Origin of the sequence: Chitinophaga chungangae, from assembly GCF_017742215.1 — a bacterium.
Lineage (GTDB): Bacteria > Bacteroidota > Bacteroidia > Chitinophagales > Chitinophagaceae > Chitinophaga > Chitinophaga chungangae.
The window spans coordinates 943,576-963,193 of the sequence record NZ_JAGHKP010000001.1 but is presented as its reverse complement, the minus strand read 5'-3'; the positions used below and the strand labels follow the sequence as shown (position 1 = coordinate 963,193).

The 19,618-nt window shown below is 52.8% G+C and carries 14 protein-coding genes and 2 tRNA genes; 6 read left to right on the top strand and 10 right to left on the bottom strand.

The features are described from left to right. From J7I43_RS04095 to J7I43_RS04080, 4 genes are read right to left on the bottom strand one after another with little or no spacing between them, the layout of a single operon-like run. Positions 1-516, bottom strand: coding sequence for a hypothetical protein (locus J7I43_RS04095; protein ID WP_209143528.1), 516 nt, complete (start codon positions 514-516; stop codon positions 1-3). Then, positions 516-1,157 carry a carbonic anhydrase gene (locus J7I43_RS04090; RefSeq protein ID WP_209143526.1) on the bottom strand — a complete coding sequence of 214 codons (642 nt, stop codon included), beginning with the start codon at positions 1,155-1,157 and terminating at the stop codon, positions 516-518. The genes J7I43_RS04095 and J7I43_RS04090 overlap by 1 nt, the downstream gene beginning before the upstream one ends. A 21-nt stretch (positions 1,158-1,178) precedes the next feature. Continuing rightward, positions 1,179-1,961: an enoyl-CoA hydratase-related protein gene (locus J7I43_RS04085; RefSeq protein ID WP_209143524.1), complete on the bottom strand. Its 783-nt coding sequence runs from the start codon at positions 1,959-1,961 to the stop codon at positions 1,179-1,181. Positions 1,962-1,980: 19 nt separating this feature from the next. Then, on the bottom strand, positions 1,981-2,991 hold the full coding sequence (locus J7I43_RS04080) for a DUF3667 domain-containing protein (protein ID WP_209143522.1): 1,011 nt from the start codon (positions 2,989-2,991) through the stop codon (positions 1,981-1,983). 113 nt (positions 2,992-3,104) lie between these two features. On the opposite strand from J7I43_RS04080, the gene J7I43_RS04075 reads away from it, so the two are divergent. The 5 genes from J7I43_RS04075 (at position 3,105) to J7I43_RS04055 (ending at position 6,602) form a co-directional block, all read left to right on the top strand. Beyond that, positions 3,105-3,935, top strand: coding sequence for a hypothetical protein (locus J7I43_RS04075; RefSeq protein WP_209143520.1), 831 nt, complete (start codon positions 3,105-3,107; stop codon positions 3,933-3,935). A 75-nt stretch (positions 3,936-4,010) separates the two neighbouring features. Next, positions 4,011-4,086, top strand: a tRNA-Gly gene (locus tag J7I43_RS04070). An 85-nt stretch (positions 4,087-4,171) separates the two neighbouring features. Beyond that, positions 4,172-4,257, top strand: a tRNA-Leu gene (locus J7I43_RS04065). A gap of 316 nt (positions 4,258-4,573) precedes the next feature. Beyond that, positions 4,574-6,307, top strand: a complete 1,734-nt coding sequence (locus tag J7I43_RS04060) for a serine hydrolase (RefSeq protein WP_209143518.1) — start codon at positions 4,574-4,576, stop codon at positions 6,305-6,307. A gap of 40 nt (positions 6,308-6,347) precedes the next feature. After that, positions 6,348-6,602 carry a hypothetical protein gene (locus J7I43_RS04055; RefSeq protein ID WP_209143516.1) on the top strand — a complete coding sequence of 85 codons (255 nt, stop codon included), beginning with the start codon at positions 6,348-6,350 and terminating at the stop codon, positions 6,600-6,602. A 54-nt stretch (positions 6,603-6,656) separates the two neighbouring features. On the opposite strand, the gene J7I43_RS04050 is transcribed toward J7I43_RS04055, so the two are convergent. Continuing rightward, positions 6,657-7,562: a winged helix-turn-helix domain-containing protein gene (locus J7I43_RS04050; RefSeq protein ID WP_209143514.1), complete on the bottom strand. Its 906-nt coding sequence runs from the start codon at positions 7,560-7,562 to the stop codon at positions 6,657-6,659. A gap of 263 nt (positions 7,563-7,825) precedes the next feature. On the opposite strand from J7I43_RS04050, the gene J7I43_RS04045 reads away from it, so the two are divergent. Beyond that, positions 7,826-8,401, top strand: a complete 576-nt coding sequence (locus J7I43_RS04045; RefSeq protein WP_209143512.1) for a GNAT family N-acetyltransferase — start codon at positions 7,826-7,828, stop codon at positions 8,399-8,401. Here the strand turns inward: J7I43_RS04045 and J7I43_RS04040 are convergent. The 5 genes from J7I43_RS04040 to J7I43_RS04020 all read right to left on the bottom strand — a co-directional run bounded on the left by J7I43_RS04040 (position 8,372) and on the right by J7I43_RS04020 (position 19,587). Continuing rightward, the gene (locus J7I43_RS04040; protein ID WP_209143510.1) at positions 8,372-11,272 is read right to left on the bottom strand and encodes a PVC-type heme-binding CxxCH protein; all 2,901 of its coding nucleotides are present in this window, start codon (positions 11,270-11,272) and stop codon (positions 8,372-8,374) included. The two genes, J7I43_RS04045 and J7I43_RS04040, sit on opposite strands and share 30 nt — an antisense overlap. Before the next feature lie 485 nt (positions 11,273-11,757). Next, complete coding sequence (locus J7I43_RS04035; protein ID WP_209143508.1) at positions 11,758-14,199, bottom strand: zinc-dependent metalloprotease; 2,442 nt, start codon at positions 14,197-14,199, stop codon at positions 11,758-11,760. Positions 14,200-14,211: 12 nt separating this feature from the next. After that, positions 14,212-14,652, bottom strand: a complete 441-nt coding sequence (locus J7I43_RS04030) for a hypothetical protein (protein ID WP_209143506.1) — start codon at positions 14,650-14,652, stop codon at positions 14,212-14,214. A gap of 75 nt (positions 14,653-14,727) precedes the next feature. Further along, positions 14,728-16,239, bottom strand: coding sequence for a RagB/SusD family nutrient uptake outer membrane protein (locus tag J7I43_RS04025; protein ID WP_209143504.1), 1,512 nt, complete (start codon positions 16,237-16,239; stop codon positions 14,728-14,730). Positions 16,240-16,257: 18 nt separating this feature from the next. Then, the gene (locus tag J7I43_RS04020) at positions 16,258-19,587 is read right to left on the bottom strand and encodes a SusC/RagA family TonB-linked outer membrane protein (RefSeq protein WP_209143502.1); all 3,330 of its coding nucleotides are present in this window, start codon (positions 19,585-19,587) and stop codon (positions 16,258-16,260) included. Positions 19,588-19,618 lie beyond the last annotated feature (31 nt).

The window sequence follows — 19,618 nt, the reverse complement described above, 5'->3', positions numbered from 1 at the left end:
TTATTTTTCCTCGAATTTCATCATCCACTGCATTAACCGCTCCGGGTAGGCCACATCGCCTTTTTCGCCATAAAGTTTCACCGCTTTGTTGCGCGCGATGCCGATGTAGATCACGTCCTTTTTCATGTCGATGGCGATAGCCGCTTCTTCCACGCCGCAATTGTGCGGTTTGCAGCCTTCGTTGAACAGCACGCCCGCATCCACTTCCAGCGGCGGCGTTACTTTATAGCGCGCCACGAAATCCGCTTCTTCCGTCCCCAGCATTTCCTTCAGGCGCGCTTTGAGCGGCTTCTGGTCGAGCAGCCTGATATCCGCGGCGTATTTGCCGTTGAATTTCTCAAACGTTTTCCAGGATTCGATCAGCGCGGGCGTAACGGTTGTGTCCGTAATGTGGATCATCGTGTCCGTAGGGATCATGACCACGGAATCGGGCGTGCGCTGCTTTTTGTCTGTGCCGGCAGGACTGTTGCAGGCCAGCGCCAGGCAACATGCGGCGATGGTGAGGAATGGCCTCATTATTTGGGAGAATTAAGGTTGAACTCGTATATCGGGTCCTGCGGGGTGCAGGGCGGCATGTGGTACACGGGATTGATGAGGCCGTCTTTCAGGCCGTACACCCATCCGTGCAGGTGCGGGCGTTTTTCGGCGGCCCATGCTTCCTGGACGGTGATGGTTTTGGCGAGGTTGTTCACCTGCTCGATCACGTTCAGTTCGGTGAGGCGGTCCACCTGCTGGTCCTGCGTTTCCAGCTGGTCCAGCTCGTCCTTATGCAGGCGGTAAACGTCTTTGATATGTTTGAGCCAGGGGTTGATGATGCCGAAATTTTGCTGCGTCATGGCCGCTCTTACGCCGCCGCAGCCGTAGTGGCCTACCACGAGAATGTGCTCCACGCCCAGCACTTTTACGGCGTATTCGAGCACGGTGAGCAGGTTCATGTCCGTATGCACCACCATATTCGCCACATTGCGGTGCACGAAGATCTCGCCGGGCAGCGTGTCTGTGATCTCGTTGGCAGGCACCCTGCTGTCTGAACACCCGATCCACAGGAACTTTGGCGCCTGCTGGTCCTGCAGCCGTTTAAAAAAATCTTTGTCACGCTCAACCTGTTTGGCCGCCCATGCTTTGTTGTTTGCCAGCAATTGTTCGAATGGATTCATGGTGTCTGAATTTTTTTATAGTTACTTGCCTGTAAATACCGGTTCTCTTTTTTCGATGAAGGCGTTCATGCCTTCTTTCTGATCGTCTGAAGAGAACAGCAGGTAGAAATTTTTTCTTTCGAAGTGCAGCCCTTCTTCCAGCGTGCTGTCGAATGCGCGGAGCACCGATTCTTTTGCCATCTTCACCGCCAGCGGGCTTTGTTTGGCCACCTCCGCCGCGAGGCGGAAAGTTTCTTCCAGGTACAGCTCCACCGGCGCAATGCGGTTGATCAGCCCTGCACTCAGCGCTTCCTGCGCGGAAATGAACCTGCCCGTGAGCACCATTTCCATGGCGAGGGCTTTGCCAACGGCGCGTGTGAGGCGCTGTGTGCCGCCCGCACCGGGCATTACCCCTATTTTGATCTCCGGCTGGCCGAACTTCGCCGTTTCAGACGCCACGATCATATCGCAGAGCATGGCCAGTTCGCAGCCTCCGCCCAATGCGAAGCCGCTGACGGCGGCAATGAGCGGTTTTTTTATTTTTTTGATCACGTCCCAGGTGGCGAACTGGTCGATGTTGTACATATCCATCGCCGAAAGGCCCACCATCTGCCGGATGTCCGCCCCCGCGGCGAACGCTTTTTCGTTGCCGCCGATCACGATCACGCGCACCTGCGGGTCTTCGTCCAGCTGCTTCAGCGCGTCTCTCAATTCCTGCATCAGCTGAAGGTTGAGGGCGTTGAGCTCCTTCGGCCGGTTGAGCCGGATGTGGGCGATAAAAGGCCGCACCTGCGGTTGTACGATAATGAATCCGGGGGCTGTCATTTGGTGTATGATTTAGTGATTATACTATCGCGAAAATAAGCAATAGGAATAAAATCACGACAATCAAAGTGCCCAGCGCGTAACATAGCAGGATCAGCACGGAATCGAGGATGGCCGTGCCCAGCGACACGGCGTAGGTATTGCGGAGCGCGAACACGAAATATATGTATGCCGGCAGCAGGAACCAGGCGTATAACGCATCTGAATGCAGCAGGAGATTGATCATTATCGCGATGATGCCCAGCATAAAAATAAAGGTATGCATGTGGATCGCAAAGATGGCATGGTCCGCATAATAATGCGCTTTCCGGAAAAAGAACCATTTGAGCAGCAATGCGAAGAAAGGCAGCAGCAGGAACATGAGCTTGGGATAGTTGTGCGTGATCTTGTCGCGCACTACGTCCTGCACATTATCGCCGTATTTGTCCTGCATTTCGTAATAACGGTGGAGGGTATTGCCGAGCAGGAAGCCGTGCCTTTCACTCTTGGGAATGGCCTGCTGCAGGGAATCGTAGATGAAAGCGGCGCGGCCGGTGGTGTCGTGCGCCAGGTCCCTCATGGTCCTCATTATTTCCACAGCCGTTTTTGTTTTGGCGATTTCGGCGGAATCTTTCACCTTACCGCTGTCCAGCGCCTTTTTCAGTTCTATGCCCACCGTATCGAAGGTAAGCGCCACCGTCGGCCGCTCTTTGTGGCGGACGTATGGGTTGTGGCTTTCCTGCGTAAAGCTGAGCATGAGGAAAAATACGAAGGAAGTGAATACATACAGCCGGATGGGGTTCACATAATCCATGCGGTGGCCCTGCATATACTTTTTGGTGAGCAGGCCGGGGTAAAAGAAAAGATATTTGAGTGTGAGGAGGAGTTTGGAATCGTAATGGGTGATATCCTGGAAAAAATGGCTCACGAGGTGGCCGAAAGATTCCTTTGTTTCCACGTTCTCCTGCCCGCAATGGCCGCAAAAGCGGTCCGGCACTTCGCGGCCGCAGTTGAGACAGGTTTTATCTTTTCTGAGATGCTGTGTTTTCAAGAGTACTTGACAGGTTTAGGACGGTTAAAGATATAGATTTATGAATTATTCCCGCGCATATACGTTTTAAATTGCCCGGAACGTTAGTACTTTTGCGAACATTGCCACCAGACATGCGTATACTCATCAATATATTCTTTTTATTGGCCCTGGGCACCGCCGCCCGGGCGCAGTACTATTACCAGGACATTTATAATACCGCTCAAACGGCCGCTACCATGGCCCGGTTCAAGGCCAACAAGGTGAGCTTTCAGACGGTTAAAACGCTGGACGCCAACCAGGAAACGGACAATGATTTTATTTGCATCCGGAGCACCAATCCCAGCTTCCGGCAGCTGAAAGCCGTGACGCAAAGCCGTGTGAGCGGCCGCAGCGTGCTGACGAGCACCTTTTCGGGCAGCGGCAAACTAACGCGCACGGTAGACAGCGCGGTGAACAGCATCAGCACGATGCAGTACCAGTATACGGCCGCGGGCGCGCTGGCCGAAATACAGGCGAACAGCAAAGGGCGGGAAGACAAGTTCCGCACCGCCGAAAAACGCCGGTACGAATACGACAGCACGGGCAAACTGCAGCGGCTGGTGATCAAAAAAGAAGGGCTGGACAGCACGATCGTACTGTTTCAGACGGACACGGCCGGCAAAGTGACCGAAGAAGCCGCCCCGGGCCGCCAGCGCGTATATTACAACTACGACGCCAAAGGCCGCCTGACGGACGTGCTGCGGTACCACCCCAGCCGCAAACGGATGCTGCCGGACTATAGTTTCGAGTACGACGCGCAGGACCGGCTGGCGCAGATGACGGTGGTGAACGCGGAAACGGGCGACTACCTGGTATGGAAATACAGCTACGACGAGAAGGGATTGCCTGCGCGGGAAGAGTGCTATGGCAAAGAAAAAGAGCTGCTGGGGATGGTGCGTTACATGTATGAATTTTTTCAATAGGTAAAAAAATACTTTGCAGATTGTAAACAATTCCTATCTTTGCAATCCCAACAGAAAAAAGTTCTTACAAGACATGCGGAAGTAGCTCATTTGGTAGAGCACGACCTTGCCAAGGTCGGGGTGGCCGGTTCGAGCCCGGTCTTCCGCTCCATAATAAAGGTTCCAAACTGTCGCGAGGCGGTTTGGAATTTTTGTTTAAAGTTCTTTGTGAATGGTATACATTTACAAAGCAGGATACCCGGGTGGTGGAATTGGTAGACACGCCGGACTTAAAATCCTGTGAGCTGCAAGGCTCGTACGGGTTCGACTCCCGTCCCGGGTACGAAAGACGAATAAAAAAGCTCATCATAGATGGGCTTTTTTGTTTTTACCGCTCACCTCCCCAATAGATACCGCTTATATTCCAAAAAATCCACCCAAACAAGATCACCCCATACAGATACCCATGTCTACCCGGAAAGGGAATCCGGCCACCACACACGATCCTGGAATATTTACAAAGTTTACATTTCTATTTACAGTACAAATTTCCCGGGCCGGAATGTATTAAAGTAAATTCGCTGCATACAATATTAACCGGCTTAAAACGCCAGTGCCTTCACTATAATTCAGAAACAATAATTTAAATAATCTCAAGCATGAAAAAGAAATGTACGACAGCCCGTTATTGGATAACCGTTTTTGCGCTGTTTGCCCTCGCTCCTATGGCATTCGCCCAGGAAAAAGCCAAACAGATCGACGATCTCATGCGCAGGTATGTGGACAATGGCAAGTTCAACGGATCTGTGCTGGTTGCAGAAAATGGGAAAGTGATCTTTAAGAAAGGATACGGCCTGGCAAATATGGAATGGGATATTCCCAATACCCCAAACACCAAGTTTCGCCTGGGTTCGCTCACCAAGCAATTTACGGCCATGCTGATCATGCAGCTGGCAGAACAAGGCAAACTAAAGCTGGATGGAAAAATCACCGACTACCTGGCCGATTACCCCAAAGCGGCAGGCGACAAAATTACCCTTCACCATTTGCTGACCCATACCTCCGGCATTCCCAACTATACCAACCTTCCTGACTATAGAACGTTTGAACGCGATCGATACAAACCAGCCGATTTCATTAAAAAGTTTTCGGATCTACCCCTTGAATTTGAACCAGGCTCTGCTTTTGCTTACAGTAATTCAGGTTATGTATTGCTTGGAGCTATTATCGAAAAAGTTACCGGTAAACCCTATGAAAAAGTTTTGCAGGAGAACATTTTCACACCGCTCCAGATGCATAATACAGGCTATGATGCATCCTACAAAGTATTACCCAATCGGGCCTCCGGCTACCAGCGATGGAATTTAGTGTATGAGAATGCTCCCTACATTGATATGTCCATTCCATATGCCGCCGGTGCCCTGTATTCAACTGTTGAAGATCTGGCGATTTGGGACCAGGCCTTGTACACCGATAAGCTTCTGTCTGCCTCCTCGAAAGCCATCCTGTTTACACCTTACAAAAGTGATTATGCATACGGTTGGGGCGTTGGAAAAATGCAGGTCGGTCAATTGAAAGATTCCATTGAAGCGATGCGGCACCAGGGTGCTATCAATGGCTTCAATACTTCGCTAATCAGGATTCCAAAGAACAAACAACTGGTGGTATTACTCGATAATACCGGGGGTGCTAATTTAGGCGCGATGCAAAATGATATCATAAAGATCTTGTATCACCAACCCTTTGACCTGCCTAAAGTCTCCGTTGCATATATTCTTGGTAATGCGATCCAAAATAAATCTTTGACAGATGCGCTGACCCAGTTTGAGAAGATAAAAAAGCAGCCTGCTTATAATCTCGATGAGGGGGAGATCAATCAAATGGGATATAATTTGATCAGTGTAGGCAAGATCAAAGAAGCGATTGTGCTGATGAATATTAATGTAACACAGTTTCCCCGGTCGGCCAATGCCTGGGATAGCCGGGGAGAAGCATATATGCTGAATGGGGAAAAGGCAAAGGCCATTCCGGATTATAAAAAATCACTCGAGCTGGACCCTTTTAGTATGAACGCCATCAGAAAATTAAATGAGCTGGGTGAAAAGGTTCCCGATCCCAAAGAGGCAACAGTGGAGGACAAGATCCTGGATACCTATGTTGGAAAATACCAGTTGAAACCTTCTTTCGTGATTTCGATAACCAAAGAGGAAGGGAGATTGTATGCACAAGCTACCAACCAGCCCCGCCATGAACTATACGCGGAATCAGCAACCAAATTTTTCATGAAGGCAATTAACGACAGGATCTTATTCGTAAAAAATGAGCAGGGCAGCCCGGAAAAGCTGATCCTTTTCCAGAATGGGCAAGAGATGCCCGGTAAACGAATCGATTAAGGCGATTCTCTCATTTTTTTCAATTTTAATTAAAATTTACATGAAATATTCAGCCGTATTAGGCCTGCTCATCCTGTTCTCTTTCGGATGCAATCGTAATGCAGTGAGAACAAAACTTTTGTACGAACAAAAAATCCTGAAGGATAGCGCTAATAATATAAACGAAAGGATAGGCGCCTTCATGCAAAAAGGCGATTACGACAGCGCTGAGGTTAAAAAGAAGCAAGTCGGAACCGTTCATGCCCGGTTAATAACTGTCCAATATTCAATTGACAGTCTGGAGAAAATAAAATAATAACTGCAGAAACTGCTACGATCTGTAAAGGCTTCCGCGAGGGGGCCTTTATGTTTATGCAACACCCTCCTGATAGCTGGTTTCAAGCTTATATCCTTTGCCGCGTACAACAACAATGTTGATATTCGGATCAACCTCCAGTTTTTTCCTGAGTTTTGATATGAACATATCCAGGCTACGCCCTACAATAACACCTTCGTCTTCCCATATCTCCTTTTGCAGCCGGCTTCTTTCTATCGTTTCATTAGGAGACATTGCAAAAATGAGCATCAGCCGTGTTTCCGTTTTGGTCAGGTCTGTGGTATTTTCATTTATTGTCAGGCGTCGTTCCTGCGCATCGAACAACACCGGGCCAAAAGTGAATATGCTGGCATGCTGCCTGTCAGGCAAAACCTTCCGCGGCTTAGCAGATCTGAAAACAATAAAACCAACCAATGCTAAAAACGGCAGACTGCCCAGGAGATATGTATTCCTGGCTGTATTTGTTTCCACCGGTTTAAATTTGATATTGATCATGTAACGTGCCCGGGGTTGCACTCTTCCTGAACAAGTTACAATATTATCCTGCTCATTGCCGGACATAGCGAATCCGTAGATCACACTGCCGTTGCCACGGTTCACAACGTTCACTACATAGTCACGTGTGAGGGGGTCTTTGGCCAGCACGCGCCGGGTTATATTCATCAGGGAATCCGGCTGAAAAGTAAGTTCGTTCTCAAAGCTGATCTGGTATTCAGTTGCCGCGATCTTTTTAACCGGGAGCACCCTTGAGGTACGGTCGCCCGACTGCAAAAGCAGTTCATGCCCGATCTTGCGGAGCAAAACCTCTTTTCTGGCGAGACCAAAGTCGTCGCCGACCGTCATATTGTAAGCGAGGCAGACTGCAAAAATAACCAGGAGCAGTATCAACCCGCCCAGGTACCTGCCTTTCCCGGAGAAAAGATTTCGGCCAACACGCATAATTTACAAGTTTACATTTCTGTTTAGGGTCCTGGTTTCCCAGACTGAAAGATATTAAAGAATTTCGGTGAAAAAGAAAAATGAAGCAATATATAACACAAGATAAGAAAGCATACGGCGCCGGGGAACAACCGTTCAGCTTGAACACTCACACCCTATTAATTGTTACTTCTAAAAGTCGCGTGAAGAAACAAAAGAGCTGATGCGACACACTAAACAGATGTACCCGTTTCGCAAAAAGCAGTTTATATAAAAACATCGTCATGAAAATAAAAACAGCCATACCAGCAGACCAACCCGGCGCCATCGGCATATTAACGCTGGCATTCAGTATCGATCCGATGGCGCGATGGTCTTTGCCTGACCCTGCAAAATATTTAGCCGTTTTTCCTTCGCTGACGAAGGCTTTCGGCGGAAGCGCGTTCGGGAAAGGAACGGCTTACATTGCCGATGATTTCACCGGTGCTGCATTATGGCTGCCGCCCGGTGTGAAATCCGATGAAGAAACTTTAAAGAAGTTGTTCGACGAGAACACCGGCGACGATATAAAAGAGGATATGCAGAAAATTTTCGGGGAAATGGGAAAATTTCATCCCGCCGAACCCCACTGGTTCCTGCCGATGATAGGCGTAGACCCGGCGCACCAGGGCGCGGGGACAGGTTCCGCATTGATGGCGGAAGCGCTCAAGGCCGTTGACCGTGACGGGGCCATCGCATACCTCGAATCTTCCAACCCCAAAAACATTTCACTATATCAGCGTCACGGCTTCGAGGTGATCGGCGAAATTCAATCCGGCAGCTCGCCTGTTTTACGGCCGATGCTGAGAAAAGCGCGATGAATAATTGATCAAATAACCCACTACATCCGCAATATCCTCTTCCGAAAGATGATTGCTGACGGGATCTGGCATCAGGCTTTTCTCCTGCTTTTTCCGCGAGATCACTTTCTTTTTATCCACTACGTGTTTTTGCCCGCCGATGTCTTTCACAACGATGGAACGCTCGTTTTCGGACACCAGGAAACCAAAGAGGGACGCGCCGTCGCTCGTGTTCACCAACCACGATTCGTAGCCGAAAACGATCCCTGCGCTGGGGTTCACGATAGCATCGAACAAGGCGGCGTTGTCGAATTTTTTACCGATGCCGGAGAGGTCGGGACCGATACCGGAACCCGCGCCATCCAGCTTATGACAGCTGGCGCAGCGGGTGGAAAATACGGTGCGGCCTTTCTTAATATCAGCCTTCAGCTTCAACATGCCAGGTATGGAATATTGCCTGTCCGCACCGGGTTGTTTGAAATATTTACCGGCCTGCATCCGGATGGTGGCATCGGGGTTCGAAAATATCTTTTCCGCAAGCACGGAGCGCAGCTCAGCAGGCAGGGTATTATCTTCCGCCATGCCGATCAGCAGCTGCCCTCCCACTGAATCGGCGGACATTTCGCGGACGCGCTGCATTCTTTCCGCGAGCGGCTGATGTTCGTCCAGCAGGAATTGTTTTTTTCCCTTCATCTTCGCCAGCTTGCGCTGGTAGGCGGTATTGATACCTGCGGCGTTCCAGTCCGCCAGGGCGAACCAGTCGTTTCCCTGCCGGAAAGAAAGCCAGTATGCCGCCGTTTCGGAAACACCCGGCAGGTTTTGTTTTGCAAGGCTTACCATCGCCGCGGCGGCGGGCTTTGTATTGATAAAGGCCAGCGCGGTTAACGCAGCCGTTCTTTCATTTACCGGTAAAGCAGTATCTGCGGCTCTTTCCGCCAGCTGCGCCACGGCTTCGGGCGGATGCAAGCGCCACGCGAGCGCGGCCATGGCAGGGCTCCAGCGGGAAGCGGATTTGCCTTCCCCGAATACTTTTACGATCTCAGGGTATATTTCCGATTCGTGCCCGTCGAAACAGGAGCCGAGCGTTTCGAGATACCAGCGGTCTTTTCCGTCGAACTTTTTTACCAGCTCCAGCAGCAAAGGCTTTTTGATGTCGTAGGGCTCGTCCCGCAGGGAAATGGCCACTTCCCGCCTTACAAAAGCGGAAGTGTCGTTCGCCATTTTCTTCGCGTAATATTGTACGTCTCCGCCGGTCTGGCGCAAGGCGCGATAAGCCGTGGCTCTCAATTGCACGTCCGGATGCTGCAGTACTTCTTCCGCCGCAGCTTTGCCTTCGGGCCCTAATTGCGACAGCAGCCAAACGGCCCTGGCCTGTATATATGGATTGGAATTGTTCAGCAAAGCTTTAACAGGCTGCACGGAAGCGGCCCCCTTGCTTTTAAGCAACGCGAAACCCTGGTAACGGACATTGATGGCCGGACTTTTCAACGCTTCCACCTGGCCTTCCGTGGTGCGCAGATCAATTTTCGGCGCGGTTAGTTTTTTATTCCGCGGCGCGATGCGGTAGATCCTTCCATACCCGGTGCTGTCCTGCATCTGGTGACCACCCACTACCGGGTCGTACCAATCCGCGATGTAAATCGCGCCGTCCGTACCCACCGTAACGTCGCTGGGGCGGAACCAGCTTTCTTTTTTTGCGTTCCGCGCCGAATCGTTCCATATATAAGGCTCCTTATCGTCTGCGATGGAACTGATGAAGTTTTCCCTTTTCCCCAAATCAAAACCCGAACCGCTCAGCGCGGGACGATAACCGAAAATGACGTTCCGCCCGGCGTCCGCACTCATCAACAGCCCCAGGTAATTTTTCCCCAACGCATCGCTTTCATATACGGTAATGCCCGTGGGCGCTCCCGCTCCCGAACGGTCGCCTGCGGGCATTACACCCGGATCGTCCTGGTGCCAGTGCGCGGTAAAAACTTCCTGCCCGGGGCGCTGGTCAGCCTGCCAGAAACGGGTGCCGTCTGTGCTGAAATACCCGGCGTTGCCGCCTTCCATCAGCCAGGTGGTCCTGCATGCCACCACCTGGTCGTCGTTATCGTTCTGCCAAAGATTGCCGTAAGAATCGGGGATCACTTCATATGCGTTCCGGAAATTATGCCCCATTACTTTCAGGCCGGTGCCATCGGGGTTGATGCGCAACGCAAGACCGCCGACCCACACCTTGCCGTCGTCGCTTTTCATGTTGCCGCTGTTTTCTGTATTGTAAGGCGAACCGCCCGTGTAAATGCTGCCCGACCGCAACGTCCAGCCGCTTTTGTCTTTCACTACGTGCGGGCCCGCGTTGCCCGTGTTGAAGTACCAGTTGCCGTCCGGCCCGGCATACACTGCGTGCAGAGAATGATCGTGATCCAGGCCGCCGAAACCGGTGAGGAAAATTTCTTTTTTATCGGGGCGGTCGTCTCCATTTTCGTCTGTATATACGACCAGGTTCGGCGAGCACGATACCACGATTTTGTTGCCGATCACGGCGATGCCGACCGGCGCAAGCAGGTCTCTGTCCTGCACAAAAACCTTCGAGGTATCGGATTTACCGTCCCCGTCGGTGTCTTCAAGTATCATCACCCTGTCTCCCGCCGCATGATGCAGATGTGTCGCCGAATCGTTGTTGTAATTCCTGTAATCCACTGCTTCGGTGACCCAGATCCTGCCCCTGGCGTCCACGTCCATATTGGTGGGATTGTAGCACATCGGGGATTCCGCCCATAGCGTAACCTCGAGGTTGTTGGGAAGATAGAGGTCCAGGCTTTGGGCGATCTCGGTTCCTCTGTCCGCGGGTTGCTCACAGGCGGCGGCAAACAATAGTGCCAATGGCAGGTAACGCCAGGTTTTCATAACGCGTGATTTGTGGTAGACCTAAAATAAAAAAATTTACTTTGAAAGACGAGCCTTTAACAAACGAAGCGCCGGTGCGCAAAAGAACCGATCGGGGCGCCGGTTAACAAACCCAGCCACGAAAACACCAGAGCAGAAACAATAAGAACATCACGGTTAATGCTGTAAACAGGCTTTCGGAAGTTGAGGGTTTTGCGCAATCATTACAAACAATGCGCATCGCGTAATACTTCCTTTTACCGGCCCAAGGCCTGTTGCCTGAGAATCCGGCGCTCTTGTGATGACCTGTGTACACTTCCTTCCTCACGCCCTGTCCCCGCTCGATCTTACGGTTGCATTTAAAACAATACGGCATAGGAGTAATTTTAACATCATAAATATATCAAATAATTTACATATATTATTCATCTTTTTTACCCGGCAAACACTATCAAAAAAAGCCCCGGATCGCTCCGGGGCAGGCAGGGATGGTTGGCAGGACAGTATCAGCTCTTTGGCGGCTGGAGCACGCTTGCTATCCTGTATTGAAGGTCTTTCAGGTGATATAATGTCAGCGGGTCTTTGGTGTTCACGAGCGCGGCGTCTATTTCCTCGCGGAGGCGGAACAGGTCCGCCCGCAGTATAGACGCAGCGTCGGTTTCGTTCACGCCTGCATCTTTGGAGGCGATCACCGACAACACTGCGCCGAAATACGCCTTCTGCAAACCGCGGCGGTAGCTGTCGATCACCAGTGAACCGCCAGCGCCAAGCTCTTTCCAGACACCTGCATGCACGGCTTCCACGTAATCCGTTAAGGGCAATGCTTTTTCGCCGAACTGCTGCATATTGGCCGCCAGTTTGTTCAGCCGGCCAATGTCCAGCAGGCTGTTGACGGCGCGGGCCTGCATGTCTGCCACAAAATTGGGAGCGGCGGGGCCGCCGGTTTTCCGAACCACGGCGGGATCGAGCAGCCAGTGCGGCGTTTCGAACAATTGCGATTGGAAAAAAACCACCGTCTGCAACTGCTTCGCCGCGGGCACGATCTCGAAAACGCTGGCGGTGTCACCATCCGTGCGCAACGTTTCGTATACGCCGCCGATGTTCTTCAGGGCATGGCCGATGTACCGGGTATATTGATTCTTCAGCGCTTCGTAGGTTTCCGACAGGTTTTGCTGCACGCCGCCTTCTTCGTAGGTCCATTCGGCGAGGTGCGGAAGTATACGTTTCAGATTGGCGATGCCGTAGGTACCGGCTTTCACCGCATCGTCGCCGAGGTCTTCCGTCTGGCAGCGGGGATCGGTCTTTTTGGTTTCGCCGTCGCCGAACCACAGGCGCGGGTTTTGCCGCAACCGCTCTTCGATCCATTTGCGGACGGTTTTGGTGTCTTCTTCCAGGCTGCGGGCATTTGCATTTTTGTATCCCCATTCAATCGCCCAGCGGTCATATTCCCCGATGCCGGGGAAGAGGTATTGCTGGGGTATCTTGTCTTCGGGTTGCGCTACATAATTGAAACGCGCATAATCCATGATGCTCACCGTATGGCCGTGTTTTTTGAGATAAGAAAGGCTGCGCAGGCTGTCTACCGGCGTGCGGCTGCTGCTGCCGAAATTGTGGCGCAGGCCCAGGGTATGGCCTACTTCGTGACTGGCCACGAAACGGATCAGCTCGCCCATCGTTTTTTCGTCGAAGACCGCTTTACGTGCTTTCGGGTCCACCGCCGAGGTCTGAATGAGGTACCATGAATGCAGCAGCTTCATCACGTTATGATGCCACCCGATGCGGGTCTGTATGATCTCGCCGCTGCGGGGGTCGTGTATCTGCGGGCCGTACGCATTGGGCGTGGCGGACGGAAAATATTGAAGAACGGAATACCGCGCATCTTCCAGGTGCATATCAGGATCGTTCTCAGGCCATTCCTTGCCGATGATCGCGCGTTTGAAGCCGGCCTGCTCGAATGCCGCCTGCCAGTCGTTGATGCCCTGGATGAGATATGGCCGCCATTGTTTCGGCGTCGCCGGATCGATGTAGATCACGATTGGCTTTTCGGGCTCTACCAGCTGGCCGCGTTCCCATTTCTTCCGGTCGCCCGGCTTTGGCTCCAGCCGCCACCGCACGATCATCCGGCGTTCTTCGGCGCGTTGCTGCTTGTCTCCGAAAGCATTGAACGTATGCGTAAAATATCCCACCCGCGGATCGAACAGGCGCTGGGCCATCGGCACTTTGGGCAATAACACGAAAGACGACTGCGTGAAAAGCGTTACCGGGTCGCCGCCGGCGCCTTTGGTCTGCACGTTTTTAGTGATGCCGATCTCCACGTTGATAGGATAAACCTGCACCGATTCCACTTTCACATCCTTCATGTTCTGCACATTCAGCTGGGAAGACAAATTCCCCGCATCGTTCACGAACGTTTTTTCCCGCAGGAACTTCGAGGCGTCGATCACATAACCCGTAGAATCTTTCGTATAAGCGATGATCGGGAAAGAATACACTACCGGGTTGAGGTTAGACCGCAGTACCCCGGCATGGATGGCTTCGCCAGAATCCGCGCGGTTCAGCAACAGGTTGTACCGTACATGGATCGTGGAATCGCGCCCTTTTTCGAATTGAATGGTGCGTTGCTCCAAAGCTTCGCCGGCGAATACGTTCAGGCCGGCGGGGGCCATACGCAGCCGGTTGAGCACCATGATGTCCCTTTTCAGGATGGAATCGGGTATTTCAAAATAGATCGTGTCTCCATGCTGATGCACGGTGAACATGCCTTTTTGCGTGGTAAAGTTTGCAGTAACGATCGTGGCGTAGGTTTTCGGCGCTTTCCTTGAACGCAGGGAAACCGGCGTACTTTTTTTTGTTGAATCCGCTTTTGTTGAATCTGCCGGCGTGTCTTGCCCGGAGACATTTCCCCATATGGCGGCGGCAAACAGCAGCAATGATATTTTTCGAAGCATGGTTTTTTGATGTTATGGTTGAAAACAATTTCCGGAGGCGCTGCCGATGCTGCGTACGCTCACGGCAGACCAGGATTCCAGTTCCCGGATAAAGACGGCGGCACGGCCGGCGGAAGCCGCGTCCCAGACAAATTCTACCGGGATCGAAAATTCCTGCGCCCGCTCTACGCGGTATTCCGCACGCAGCGCTGGCCGCGTTGCATCCGCCCGCAGGTCTATCGTTACGCCCGTGCCGCCTTGCTGCGCCCATTGCGCCAGCAGCGGAACAGCCATCGGTTTATACGTGTTCACCAGGTTCATGGTGGCGGAATCGTCTGCCGCGTTCGGCAGCGGAATGCTCGTAGTGCTTTCGTCGCCGGGCAGTTTTTTGCGCTCGGCCGGCAGCGCCATCGGGCCGCCGCAGCTGCAGAGCGCCGCAGCGAGCGCGATACAAAAAAGGTGTATTCTATTCATTGGTTTGCTTTTTTTAAAATAGCTCCCCGTCAGGGAAGGTGTTCCCTGTTGCGAGGCCGGTTGCATATATGCGTATCAGTATCCCGGGTTCTGTTTCAGGTTCGGGTTGGCGGATATCTCCTCCGGCGGAATGGGATAAAGGAGCTGGTTATTGTCCCAGGGCTGTTTGGTGCTGATGGCTCCCAATACGGTCTGCGCGCGGCCGGTGCGTTTCAGGTCCAGCCAGCGGTGGCCCCATTCCGTAAACAGTTCCGCCCGCCGTTCCTGCGCGATAGCATCGAGCAATTCGGCTTTCCCGGTTGCCGTTGTGGGTTGGAGACCTGCCCTGTGGCGGACCGTATCGATATCTGCCGTTGCACCCGCAAGATCGTTGAGTTGCGCGCGCGCCTCTGCGCGGATGAGGTATTGTTCCGCGAGGCGCAGGATCATATTGTATTCCGGTATAGCCCCCGAGGCGCTGGTCCTTTTTACGGTGTATTTACGCGGGTAAAAAAGCGGGATGCTGTTGTATGGTTCGATCGAGGGCGTAGGTACGCTGTCTATCCATTTTAATTTTCTTTTATCGCCCGGCTCAAAAACGGCTGCGGCTTGCGGCGTCAGGTAGTACGGCGGAACGATAATCGGGGAAAAACCTATAAATATTTCAGGTACCAGTATTTCTGCAAGCTGCGAAGGCGGGTACCCCGAGATCTTTTGCGCCGGCAGAAAGTTCTGGCCATCCCAGGTGCCGTTATTCGGGAGAATGCCCAGCTGCGGCTTCAACTGCCATATGGCTTCCCTGCTGGCTTTCAGGAATGCGCCGCCAGGGTCAGCCGTGAGGTTGAACGATCCTTCGCCGATAACGGCGCCGGCATGTCCGGCCGCGGCCTCCCATTCCCCGCGAAACAATTGCACACGCGCCAGCAGCGCCGTGGCTGCCCATTTATTGGCGCGCACGCGCTCTCCGCCGCCGATCCTGGAATCGCCGGGCAACAGCCTGATGGCTTCCTCCAGGTCCCGCACTATTTGCGCATATACTTCCGCCTGCGGCGTTTTTCTCATCGTTCTCGTCTGATTGTAATCAGAAAACAGCGCCAAAGGCACATCGCCGAAATAATTCGTCAGGTAGAAATAAGAGAACGCGCGGATGAAAAGCGCCTCGCCGGTGTATGCGTCGCGGTATGCTGCTTCCAGTTGCGGTGAAGTGGAAGCGGCGATGCCCTCGATCACCGAATTGGCGCTGTAGATATATCTGTAAGCCGGCTTCCAGATGATACCCATGGGAATACCGTTCGTATAGTCGAGCTTATTGGAGAATATCTGGTATTCCGTCTCGTTGTTTGTGCCCGTGAGGGGTACGAGCTCGTCGGCAGACAAACCTCCGTAAACGGAAAGACCGCCGTTGCTGAATGTCATCGAGCCCACATTGCCCGTCATTTCGGCATATATGCCCGCCAATGCCGAATTCGCCTGCGCGTTGGTTTTAAAGACCTCCTCCGTGCCGATGATGCTCACCGGAGGGTCTACCGTGATCAGTTTTTTGCAGCCCTGCCAGCATATTGCAAGGGGCAGGAGCCATAATATCGTGAATGGTCGAAGTTGATTCATACCAGGTGTTTGAAAAGATTAAAAAGTGCAGGAGAGTCCGGCTGTTATTGTCCGCACCGGTGGCATGCCTCCGAAGTTTGTAACGTCCGGGTCGAGGCCCTGATATTTGGTAAAAGTGAACAGGTTCTGCGCATTCAGGTTCACCGCGGCGCGCGTCAGTTTTGCCGCCTTCGCGATCTTTTCGGGCAACGACCAAGACAAGGCTACGGTCCGCAGCCGGATATAGCTCGCATCGGTATAGTTTGCATCGGAAAGGTTGAAATTGGAATAGGTGAGGTCGCCTGTAGTGGTCAGCGCAGGTGCGGCGGCCATATGCCCCGGGTATTGCCAGCGGTTTTCGTATAACCATCTCGGTATGTTGGCACTCGTTCCGGGAACGCCGCCCAGGTAATTGGTAGCCATTTTTTTTGTGAACTCGAAGAAAAAAGAGAACATCCAGTTCTTGTACGTGATCTGGTTGTTCAGCCCTCCGCCGAATTTAGGTCTTGTATTGACGCGGATATAACGGTCGTCTTCGCCTGAGCCCGGCTGAACACCGTCTGTCTTTGTGATCTTGCCGTCATGATTGTAATCTTCGTACATGTATTTCCCCGTCTCCGGATCTACGCCGATCAGGTGATAAAGAAATTTCAGGCTCAGCGGCTCGCCAATGATGTATTGATCGTAATAAGGCGTCTCTTCGATATTGGGATAAGAAAGGAGCTTGTTGCGGTTGGCGCTGATATTGAAGTCTGCGCGCCAGGAAAATTTCCTGCCATGCACTACATATCCTCCAACTGTTCCTTCCCAGCCGTAGTTGAGCACTTCCGCCGGGAGGTTGGCTGTTACGGAAGAGAAACCCGTATAAAGCGGTGTAGGATAATCGACAAGCTGGTTACCGCACTGGTTCCGGTAATACGATACGCCCATATTCAGCCTGTCGTTCAAAAATCCCATTTCCAGCGCTATTTCCGCTTTCCGGTTGGTTTCCCATTGCAGGTACGGATTCGGCTGGATCTGCGGCGTAAGCGGTGATATACCATTGTAGGGAAAAAGTTTCGGGGCAAGATTGCCCCACTGCGAAACGAACTGGTAATCCCCCGCGGCGTCGCTGCCTGTGATGCCGTAGCTGCCGCGCAGTTTCAAAAAGCTGATCGCTTCCGGCAGCAGCGACCTGATAGCCGCTTCTTCGCTCAGTATCCATGCCGCACCGATGGAGCCGAAGTTGCCGAACTGGTTGCCCGGACCGAAACGGCTGCTGCCGTCGCGGCGCGCGTTGAGGTTTAGCATATAGCGGTCTGCCCAGCGGAAGCCAATACGTGCAAACACGCCCGCGTACTTGTATTGACCGGCACGGTCGTAGGAAGCGATGCCGTTGGCATTGGAAATACTTCCTATAAGGGCATCGTTCGTATAGCCGGTACCGGTAATCCGTATGCCGTTTGTATTATTCGATTGAAAAGTACCGCCTGCCAGAACTGAAAGCCGTCCTTTACCGGACGCCACGTCTAACGAATAGTCCAGCTGTGGCTCAACGAGAAAGTTCGTGGCCCGTGTGTTGGCAAAGGCGGCAGTCCCGGTCTTGGTGGAGCCTGTGGTATCTATCGATGCAATGGGCGTCAGCCGGGTCTGGTTGCTGAAATTTTGATTGTATCCCAGGTTTACCATCGCATTCAGGCGCGGAGCGATATTGTAGCTCAACTGAAGGCCGCTTTGCAACGAATTCGTGCTGCTGTTATATGGCTGAATAAGGTCATCGAACGGATTGGTCTTTCCACCGGCCTTCCATGCTACGAAGTTCAGCCTTCCCGCTTCGTCGAACGCTTCGGGAGCATGCGGGGGAAGCGTGGAAGTGTTAGGCCCGCTGCCGACTCCACGGACGTTGATGTCTGAATATCCGTAATTGGCCGTGAGCTGGAGTTTGAAACGTTTGTCCGAACCCTGGTGCTGAAGGCTGAATGAAAGTGAAGCATTCTGGTTGATGCCGCTTCTCGCCGTAATGTCGGATGTACGCCCATACCCGCCCGCGATGCGGAAATTGGTGGAGGCGGTTCCGCCGGAAATGTCCACCTGCGCCTTGTTCCACGTACCCATGCGGCCCCAGGCATAATCCTGCCAGTCGGTATAACGGGTCGTATCCCATGCGAACAGGTCGGCAGCATATGCAGCCGTGCCCGGAAGGGGGCTTGGCGTAAGCCCTTTATTGGCGAACGCTTCGCGCCGCATGGCCAGGTATTCCTGCGTATTGAGCATATCCCATCTCCGGGTCACGAAACGTACGCCCTGGGAATAATCCACCTTGATGCGCGTTTTGCCGGGCGCGCCTTTTTTGGTGGTGATCAGGATCACCCCGTTTGAGCCGCGGCTGCCGTAAATCGCCGTGGCATCCGCGTCTTTCAGCACTTCGATCGATTCGATATCCGAGGGGTTCATGTTGTACAGGGGATTCTGTCCTCCGGCGGGCGACATGCTCACCTGGTCGAGACCGGTGGAAACGAGGGTTTCTCCCTCTGCAGGATTCCTCGCACCGGGCAGATTCAACACGGTCAGCGGCACGCCGTCGATGATGAACAGCGGATCGGTGGAGAACCTGGGGTTGATGGAATTTCTTCCCCTTACTTCGATACGTATCGGCCCGTGTTCATAACCGCTTTGTTGCTGGATGAAAAGCCCCGGCACCCTTCCCTGCAGCGCCAGCAGCGGGTTTTGGACCGGTTGTTTTTCGATCTCCGCGGCTTTGATGGAAGTGATGTTGCCCGTGGAGAAACGGCGCGTGGTAGTGCCGTAGGCGATCACCACCGTTTCGTCGAGGCTGGAATTTTTATTTGAAAGTAAAACGATCACCGTGTTCCTTCCACGTACGTTCACCAGCTGCGATTCGAACCCGATGAAGGAAAAACCCAGCACATCGTCTGCTTTCGCTTCGATCTCGAACGCGCCGCCGGCGTCGGTCATTACGGATTTTTTCGTGCGCTGGTTAACGACGGTGGCGCCGTACAGGACGCGCCCGAGGGTATCCCGCACAAGCCCCTTCACACGGGGCTCTTCCTGCGGAACGGCAACGGGCGCGGGCTTATTTTCAGGAAAAAGGAAAATGCTTTTGGCGTCGAGGAAATACCAGATCGGCTGATCTTTCATGATCACGCCGAGCGCATCGGCGAGCGGCATGGCGCTGATCCGGACCGTAACCGGATGTGCGTTCAGGAAAACTTCGTTGCTGCTGAAGACGACGTAGCCCGTCTGTTTTTCGATCTCCGTAAAGATCGTTTTCAGCGGCATGTCTTTTCCCGAGATAGTTACGGATTGTGCCACGGCAGTAGCGTGGCTCTGGATAATTGCTGTAAAGACCAGCAAAGCGGTCAGCCTCATCACTAGCAGGATTTTGGTGCGGGTCCGGCGC

Excerpts from the sequence above, each read along its gene's own strand:
- J7I43_RS04050 (WP_209143514.1), bottom strand. The coding sequence starts at position 7,562 with ATGCGTGTTGGCCGAAATCTTTTCTCCGGGAAAGGCAGGTACCTGGGC.
- J7I43_RS04035 (WP_209143508.1), bottom strand. The coding sequence starts at position 14,199 with ATGCTTCGAAAAATATCATTGCTGCTGTTTGCCGCCGCCATATGGGGA.
- J7I43_RS04040 (WP_209143510.1), bottom strand. The coding sequence starts at position 11,272 with ATGAAAACCTGGCGTTACCTGCCATTGGCACTATTGTTTGCCGCCGCC.
- J7I43_RS04075 (WP_209143520.1), top strand. The coding sequence starts at position 3,105 with ATGCGTATACTCATCAATATATTCTTTTTATTGGCCCTGGGCACCGCC.
- J7I43_RS04095 (WP_209143528.1), bottom strand. The coding sequence starts at position 516 with ATGAGGCCATTCCTCACCATCGCCGCATGTTGCCTGGCGCTGGCCTGC.
- J7I43_RS04090 (WP_209143526.1), bottom strand. The coding sequence starts at position 1,157 with ATGAATCCATTCGAACAATTGCTGGCAAACAACAAAGCATGGGCGGCC.
- J7I43_RS04025 (WP_209143504.1), bottom strand. The coding sequence starts at position 16,239 with ATGAATCAACTTCGACCATTCACGATATTATGGCTCCTGCCCCTTGCA.
- J7I43_RS04085 (WP_209143524.1), bottom strand. The coding sequence starts at position 1,961 with ATGACAGCCCCCGGATTCATTATCGTACAACCGCAGGTGCGGCCTTTT.
- J7I43_RS04020 (WP_209143502.1), bottom strand. The coding sequence starts at position 19,587 with ATGAGGCTGACCGCTTTGCTGGTCTTTACAGCAATTATCCAGAGCCAC.
- J7I43_RS04055 (WP_209143516.1), top strand. The coding sequence starts at position 6,348 with ATGAAATATTCAGCCGTATTAGGCCTGCTCATCCTGTTCTCTTTCGGA.
- J7I43_RS04060 (WP_209143518.1), top strand. The coding sequence starts at position 4,574 with ATGAAAAAGAAATGTACGACAGCCCGTTATTGGATAACCGTTTTTGCG.
- J7I43_RS04030 (WP_209143506.1), bottom strand. The coding sequence starts at position 14,652 with ATGAATAGAATACACCTTTTTTGTATCGCGCTCGCTGCGGCGCTCTGC.
- J7I43_RS04045 (WP_209143512.1), top strand. The coding sequence starts at position 7,826 with ATGAAAATAAAAACAGCCATACCAGCAGACCAACCCGGCGCCATCGGC.